Annotated in this window: 9 protein-coding genes; 1 reads left to right on the forward strand and 8 read right to left on the reverse strand. The window is 34.3% G+C overall.

From position 1 onward, the window contains the following. Nucleotides 1-111: 111 nt before the first annotated feature. Nucleotides 112-312, forward strand: coding sequence for a hypothetical protein (locus tag A2255_00080; GenBank protein ID OGI18952.1), 201 nt, complete (start codon nt 112-114; stop codon nt 310-312). 1 nt (nt 313) lies between these two features. On the opposite strand, the gene A2255_00085 is transcribed toward A2255_00080, so the two are convergent. The 8 genes from A2255_00085 to A2255_00120 form a co-directional block, all read right to left on the reverse strand. Next, the gene (locus tag A2255_00085; GenBank protein ID OGI18960.1) at nt 314-532 is read right to left on the reverse strand and encodes a hypothetical protein; all 219 of its coding nucleotides are present in this window, start codon (nt 530-532) and stop codon (nt 314-316) included. Nucleotides 533-742: 210 nt separating this feature from the next. Beyond that, a complete protein-coding gene (locus A2255_00090; protein ID OGI18953.1) occupies nt 743-1,372 on the reverse strand; it encodes a hypothetical protein in 630 nt (209 codons plus the stop codon). A 635-nt stretch (nt 1,373-2,007) separates the two neighbouring features. Further along, nucleotides 2,008-2,694, reverse strand: coding sequence for a hypothetical protein (locus tag A2255_00095; protein ID OGI18954.1), 687 nt, complete (start codon nt 2,692-2,694; stop codon nt 2,008-2,010). After that, a complete protein-coding gene (locus tag A2255_00100; protein OGI18955.1) occupies nt 2,681-3,223 on the reverse strand; it encodes a hypothetical protein in 543 nt (180 codons plus the stop codon). The genes A2255_00095 and A2255_00100 overlap by 14 nt, the downstream gene beginning before the upstream one ends. Further along, a complete protein-coding gene (locus A2255_00105; protein OGI18956.1) occupies nt 3,220-4,683 on the reverse strand; it encodes a hypothetical protein in 1,464 nt (487 codons plus the stop codon). The genes A2255_00100 and A2255_00105 overlap by 4 nt, the downstream gene beginning before the upstream one ends. A gap of 17 nt (nt 4,684-4,700) precedes the next feature. Then, nucleotides 4,701-5,420 carry a hypothetical protein gene (locus A2255_00110; GenBank protein OGI18957.1) on the reverse strand — a complete coding sequence of 240 codons (720 nt, stop codon included), beginning with the start codon at nt 5,418-5,420 and terminating at the stop codon, nt 4,701-4,703. Nucleotides 5,421-5,649: 229 nt separating this feature from the next. Next, nucleotides 5,650-5,985, reverse strand: coding sequence for a hypothetical protein (locus tag A2255_00115; GenBank protein ID OGI18958.1), 336 nt, complete (start codon nt 5,983-5,985; stop codon nt 5,650-5,652). 24 nt (nt 5,986-6,009) lie between these two features. Beyond that, nucleotides 6,010-6,720: a hypothetical protein gene (locus tag A2255_00120; GenBank protein ID OGI18959.1), complete on the reverse strand. Its 711-nt coding sequence runs from the start codon at nt 6,718-6,720 to the stop codon at nt 6,010-6,012. Nucleotides 6,721-7,106 lie beyond the last annotated feature (386 nt).

The following is a 7,106-nucleotide window of genomic DNA, read 5'->3' on the forward strand; positions in this document are numbered from 1 at the left end:
TACCGCCTATTACTGCGGCAATAATATTATTCAGGTCCATTCTTTCACCTTTCTAAAAAACAGACATAAAAAAATCAGCCCTTTTTAGGCTGACTGAGTAAGATGGATATAATGGTGCTGAGAGCGTCAAACAACACTCACTTTTTTAGCGATAAGATTAAATTTAGAAAGATAATCAAGAAAGATATGAAATTAACTCAAAATAATTTTTTAAACCATAAGTTAATTAAAACATCTATTCGAGAAAAAAAATTGTACATATTTTCGGTTTTTACTTTTTTTACTTATCTTAAAAAAGGAGAAATATTCTGACTTACTCAGGCTTAACGGGCCATTCTGGGTTCTCAATATCGCATACTGAAGGGAAATCTCTTAATTGTTGCCTGTAAGCAACATATTCCTGCCTTTTTTCTTCAGTTATAGGATAATCAGACAGCATATATTTGTCAGTTTCAGCTAGAAGATCGTTTCTTCTAGGCCTAATAAATGATTTCAACTTTCTATCTAAGTTTAATACCCATTCATCGTCTATGAAATCGTGAAAAGCAGATGGTCTTTCTGGTCTTAGAAATAATTCTTCATCTCTAATATTAGCCTGATCTCGATTATCTACACAAAAAAGCCACTCTTCATGTGTTAGAGCAATATTAGGCACAGGTATTACAGTATGTATTTGATCATCATAATAGCCTGTTATATTGCCAATCTCATCGTAACTTGCAAATTTCATTACTTTTTCTCCTTAATATCCTATACTTACAATATAGGCATCAGCTGACGCATTATCACAATTACCAATCCTTGTTCCTGAAAGTGTTGTATTTGTAGGATCAACCGTAATGACACCTACAAGAGAAGCAGCATAATTAAGGACTCTCGATGGCAATATTGCTACTACAGCAGTAGGGAAAGAAATTGGAAATGTAACGGTTCTATATGTCAGACCTGCTATTGATGTTTCTTTTTGCCATTGAATAATCAAGCCAGATGGTAATTTATGATACCCGCTCGCAGCAAGTGAATTAACAAATTGACTTATATTCACAACCTGTTTTCCAGTTGAACCGTCGGCTGCTTCAAAAACCTGAGTAGAAGCTCCTGCTAACTCAGCTTTAGTATCCAATTGTCCTTTATTAACAGCGTCATTCGTATCTGCCCCATTAGTAAGGGCTGTTATTTTATGGCTTCCCATATTAAGAGCGCCGGCCATAGCCACAGTTCCATCTTTTTTAACATAAGCACCTTCAACAGTACTTATTCTGGCTTCCTGGTCATTATGACCTGTTCTCAAGGTTTCAAAATTAGAATTAACCTCACTTGCAACTGCTTTTGTCCCAGCTACAAACTGAACTAAACTATTTATTAAACTCATTTTTCATTCTCCCGAATTACTAGTTTTTTTGATTAATCATACAGAGGTGAAAACTCTCTCCGTCACTCTTGAAGCTACAAATTGAAATGCTTAAAAGTCTCCTACGAAAGCATTCACCCTGTATTTTATATGAACACTAATAAACTATAGAAACTGCTTTTTTAAAGTAGTGTACGCAATACGCACCAATATCAAATTATTACCCCTGAAGATTTATGAAACAATTTACTAGTACTTTGACCAATAAATTATGGAAATGGGAATGTTTTTGCAGGAGCCTTGAAAACTCGAAGGTGACACAGTCACTCTTTTCGCCGATCATTCCAATAATACGCACTACCATCGCGATGTAACACAGTCACTTTTCTTAGTCATCAGTCCTTCCAATAATATCCCGCTGCCATTCTGAGTGAAGCGAAGAATCTCTGAGATCCTACTAACGTTCAGGATAACACACACTGTCATCCTGAGGAGCGAAGCGACGCGAGGATCTTGCCTATGTATAACTTTAATGTAATTTTAAGGTTTAAATGGTACATTGTATAGATTGCCACGGGCTAAAGCCCTCGCAATGACAGGAGTTTACTTTTAACATAATATTTCTTACCACTAGCAATAAATAATAAAACTACTCATTAAAACAAGTCAGACATCTTCATTGAATACCATTTATTATTATTCTGGCTTGTTCTGGTATTTTTATTATTCGCAATGCTCTGCCTGTAATCGTTTAACATATTTACCCATTGATTGTTTGACAAACCGTTAATAAGGTTTGCAGAACTTTGAGGAGCTTGTACACCATTCATAAAGTTAGCGACATCCCCATTTAACAGGCCACTAAGAGCTTGCATAGCATTTAATTTTCTTGTTTCATCCTGATTAACAAGATCATACTTGAGCATTTTTCCTTGATTTACGATATCTGCAAAAGCTGATGCCTTTGTTTTTTCAAGATCAGTCAGACCATTAAGAAACTGCGAAGAATTAAGAGTACCGAATCTGGAAGCTATATCTTCTCTTAAGTCTCTCAAAGTAGGATTATACTGATCTAAAAACTTAGTTTTAGCATCATCGACATAAGCAGCTTCAGTTTGATTATACTGTTGAGCCAATTCAGGAGCTGTCAAGCCTAATGATGGAGCAATTGAATTAAGTTTTTGCTGAAGAAGTGTTCTTCTTTCTGCTTCTAAAGGATCAGGGAAATACTGACTAATTATAGCACCTGTTGGATCCTGATAAGTTCTTCCCACGACATTATTACCATAGCGAATTTCACTTGGTGAAAATTGCGGAGGTTCTGGTGCTTTACCTCTTCCCATATTCGTATTCTCCTTTCAATTTACTAAATAAAATATTGTTAACCGGTTTATTATCTTTCATAGTTGCACATCTAATGATGCCATCCTGAATAAAGCCCATTCTTTTTGCAAAAGCGCAGGCCTTATGATTAAATTCAGGAATTTCCATCTGCACTCTTTCAACACCAATTTCATTAAACAGAATATTCAAGAGCTCATCGAGAATATTTCTAGTGGTTTTTCCCCAATATTTCTTGTCAATATAGGAATGAAGCTGGCAAGAATGGTATTTATCAGGTGTCCCATGCCAATGCGAAATCCAGACAACCCCGACTGGATTATCATCAACTGATATCAATAAAAACCAGGGATAAAGCTGATTAATCTCATCAACTATGTATGAAATAAGATCAAAAGTATCTTTAGGATAATAATCATCAATAAGAACGTCTTTATATCTACTGAATAAGTTTAGTATAAAGGGTAAATACTGTTGATTTTCAAATTTTGCCTTTGACTTATCGGCTAAAACCGGAATAAATTTAATCATAAATCAGCGACCTCAAGATCAAACGAAAATCCCAAAACAGTAAAAGGCTGATTTGCCTCAATATTACGAACTCCGATTTGAATAGACTCGTATTTTCCGTTAAGTCTTATCCTCTTTTTAATGGCCTTTGAACTCGACCAGCCGTCAGAATCCCAATTCCTAACATCCCAGATTAAATCATCTTCACCAAGTACACTTATTGACTTAAATAAATGGTTTTGTCCATAATTCTTTGAGTATAAAACGTCTATAGAATGGTTTTGATCTTGATAAAGCCAAATATCAAAGCTGTTTATTTCTTTAGGAATGCCAGGTTTTCCAAAAGTAAACCATGGAGAATACCACCAGGCTTCAATTGCATCACCGTCGAAATCATCTCCATAATCTTCCTGTAAAATCTTACCATCAGCAGTTCCTGTATAAATAACACTGTCTATTACGGTGCCGCAAGTGACAGGAAAACCAACTCTTTTGTGCCAACTATTGTGGAAAAAGTCATATATATAGCAGACATCCAGATTTTGATCAACGCCCGTTGAAAAATAAAACCATATCTGATTCTTTTTCTGGTAAGGAATGCACACAACCTGATTAAATTTTAAGCTGTCAAGTTCATCGAGAGCAGGCTTTATTTTAATGGAAACATCATCAGCAAGCATAACCTGACCAAGCTCGTTAAATCTAAGCGGGGTAATAGAGTCTCCATTAAAGAAAAACTGGTTATTATCAATGGTTCCTATTCCCCAACTGCTTAATGAACCTTTATCTGACACAGGCACAATGGCAAAATCAGCGGGTGATGAACCTGTTAATAAATATATTCCCTGTTTTTTGTATATTGCAAGATATTCACCATAATTTTTCAAAGCAATAATTGGACTTGAATCATTGTGAAAATTCGCAATAAAACCGGCATCATTAGCGGTTGTCCAGTCATTAGGGTTACCGAGGGCACAGTAATGCAGAGTTGACTCTGTAGCAATAAAAACCCTTGCTTTAAAAGCTTCAATAGGCAAGCCTACAGGTGGAGTACCTGTTAATAGAGATGAACCAACTCCTTCTTCATAAAAAACAGGAGTGTTTACACCATTAGTAACGATAACACCATTGTTAAAGTTAGTATAACAACATTTAGCTGTCTGATTCAGGCCTGTGTAAACCTGAGTAAGCAGTCCTGTTGAAAGATTAAGCCTGTACAACTTGCCTTCAGAGGTATTTACAACGGGATAGTGAACGCCACCTTTAATATAGTCAAAAATACCTAAAATTTTAGTATTTGCAGGCAATGAAGTTTGATTTACGTTTATATTGCCTTTCATTTTAACAAGCCCGCCTGATTTATGCCCTTCAATGTTTTGAGCATCATACCAATCGGTCTTTTTCTCAGACTCATTCAATGAGGCAATGGAGGAGAACTTGTTTAATCCTCCTGTAATGTTAAAATAATTCAGTTTTACCATTTTATTACCTCATAAAGTTAAGTTCTGGGATTGAAAAAATCCCCGAGCAATGCTGTATTTACGTTGTATTGAATGTCAATATTTATACTCGCAGAAGAATCCTGACCATATCCATCTTCTTTTTGCATATCAAGAAGGTATTCAAGGAATTTATTTCTGGCTAAACCATATTTCTCATCTGGTTTAAAGTTCTGCCTGTATAGAGAATATGTTCCCCACTCGATAACTTTCGCATGTCTGTCAGGAATTATTGAAATATCCGTTTCAAGGCTAAGATTCGACTTTTCTGTCAAGCCATCAGCACTAGTAGCAAAATTAGCGGTTAAATATTTAATTTGAACATTATAAACATCATCAGGAGTAGGGTCTAAAATAAGTTTGCCTGAGTAAACTGAATATCTATAAGGCTTTCCACTTGATAAAATAAGCTTATCAAGGTCATAATGATTCATAAAATAAAGAGGTTTTGAGAAACTTTCAATTCTAATCCCATCTTGAAGAATATTTGCAGCCAGTAATCCTGTAGGAAGTGTATATTCTCTTTGCGTTGCAGTGGTTGTAAGCTCATATTTCTTTTCTCTAAAAGTCCAGGGAAATTTTGAGCATATTTCTTCAACCGTATTTTTAATATACTGCTTAATTTCAGGATAAGGATCGCTAGAATCACTAAAAGAGGAAGGCAATTCCTCATGAGCAAGAATACAAACATTTTGCAGTATGTCGTAAAAATTCGCCATTTTTACTTAATCTCCTAATATTTTATATGTGACACGGTCACTTTACGTGATGATCTTACCGATTTTGAATAGTTCTTTTAATTGTAAAAAGGATAGATTGCCACAGATTCCTTCGGAATCTTCGCAATGACAAAATTGATTAATACTATACTTTTTTATTTCCTTAATAGTTGTGTAGGTTGGGTCAAACCAGTTTGACCCAACAAAAATGACCAGCCATAATCTTAAATTACTTATATTCAACCCTGTGATCAAACCTAATCACATAATCATCGGAATATTTCAGCATATTTTCTGCCTGTTCCCCATTTACAAAGGTCTCTGTTTTTTGTTTACGATTAAAAACCTTATAAACGCAGCTTTTATCGAATCTTTTTTCAGTCGGAACCTGTTTTATATCAGTGATAATAACCTCATATTTTTCCTTGTTGGCTTCTTTTTCTTTAAGCTTTCTGGCTTCTGCAATTTCTTTTTCTATTTTGTTTTCTATTTCCTGCTCATAAACATTTGATAATTCGTCACCAAGCAAAGCAGCTTCGAGACTTTCATTCTTATTCTTAGACATAGTGACCTCCTTTACAAAATAACTCTATTTAAATTTGTAAATATTCACAAATGATTTCAGCTTTTGTATCATCTTCCACCAGAGGTGGAGCATCTTAGCAATAAATTTTTCAAAAAAATTTTCGCTTAAAAGAGTATTCAATCTTATATATTCAACGTCTAAATTTGCTTTTATGTTAACTTTATAGATTTTTATATGTGATCCAAATTGATTTAAGTGATTTTTAATAACTTCCAGCTCTTTTTTAGGCTTACCAACAGGCCTTTTATCATAAAAATGATCCCAGGAAGGACTTAAATCAACCCCAATTAATACAACCGCCTTAGCATTCTCAAGAATCGCATAATTAATAGCGTGCAAAGCAGAAGTATAAGAACCGAATAATTTTCCATTTTTCTCAAAAACAGGTTTATCTGTAACAGTTTCAAATATGTAATACGGAGGAATAACAAAGTTATCTTGAATAATGTATCTATGTTGATTAATCCAGAGAGCTTTCAGCTCACTTTCAAGGTTTTTATTCACGATTAACTTTTGATTGTTGTAATTATTTTTAACCAGATTAGTAAAAACACCGGCATCATTAAACAACCAGTATTCACAATCCGGATAATACGCAGGAAAACAATTAATTCCGATTGAATGATATTTTTTTAATAAAAGCGGTATTTTATTTTTTATTTTGTTAATAAACGGACTACAACCAAAAACCAGCCAAATATCATCATTTTTCATTTTAATACACTATCATTAGACTTATTATTAATATGTAATAGAGAAGTAGGGTGGGTATCTGCTCTGGACCTTGCTTTATATAATTAATTGGCTACTTACCCACCAGCAATAAGCTTAAATAAAAACAATAGCGGGAATACTGAAAAATCAACATTCCCGCTACGGAGTGAGAGGAGAGAATTAAGAAACTGCATAGATCAAAGAAGTAGAATGAGTATCTGATCTAAGCATTGCTTTTAAATAATTAATTTATTACTTACTCACAAGCAATAAACTAGGAAACGGTACAGATTAATTTAGCTAAAGCATTAGGAACTACGGTTTTAGCTCCGTACACATATAAGCCTCTTACAGCTGTATCGAAAGAATCTTGTAATCTGATTGAT

Source organism: Candidatus Melainabacteria bacterium RIFOXYA2_FULL_32_9 (assembly GCA_001784615.1).
Lineage (GTDB): Bacteria > Cyanobacteriota > Vampirovibrionia > Gastranaerophilales > UBA9579 > UBA9579.

Coding starts and splice junctions, on each gene's coding strand:
- A2255_00080 (OGI18952.1), top strand. CDS start 112: ATGGTGCTGAGAGCGTCAAACAACACTCACTTTTTTAGCGATAAGATT.
- A2255_00090 (OGI18953.1), bottom strand. CDS start 1,372: ATGAGTTTAATAAATAGTTTAGTTCAGTTTGTAGCTGGGACAAAAGCA.
- A2255_00095 (OGI18954.1), bottom strand. CDS start 2,694: ATGGGAAGAGGTAAAGCACCAGAACCTCCGCAATTTTCACCAAGTGAA.
- A2255_00100 (OGI18955.1), bottom strand. CDS start 3,223: ATGATTAAATTTATTCCGGTTTTAGCCGATAAGTCAAAGGCAAAATTT.
- A2255_00105 (OGI18956.1), bottom strand. CDS start 4,683: ATGGTAAAACTGAATTATTTTAACATTACAGGAGGATTAAACAAGTTC.
- A2255_00110 (OGI18957.1), bottom strand. CDS start 5,420: ATGGCGAATTTTTACGACATACTGCAAAATGTTTGTATTCTTGCTCAT.
- A2255_00115 (OGI18958.1), bottom strand. CDS start 5,985: ATGTCTAAGAATAAGAATGAAAGTCTCGAAGCTGCTTTGCTTGGTGAC.
- A2255_00120 (OGI18959.1), bottom strand. CDS start 6,720: ATGAAAAATGATGATATTTGGCTGGTTTTTGGTTGTAGTCCGTTTATT.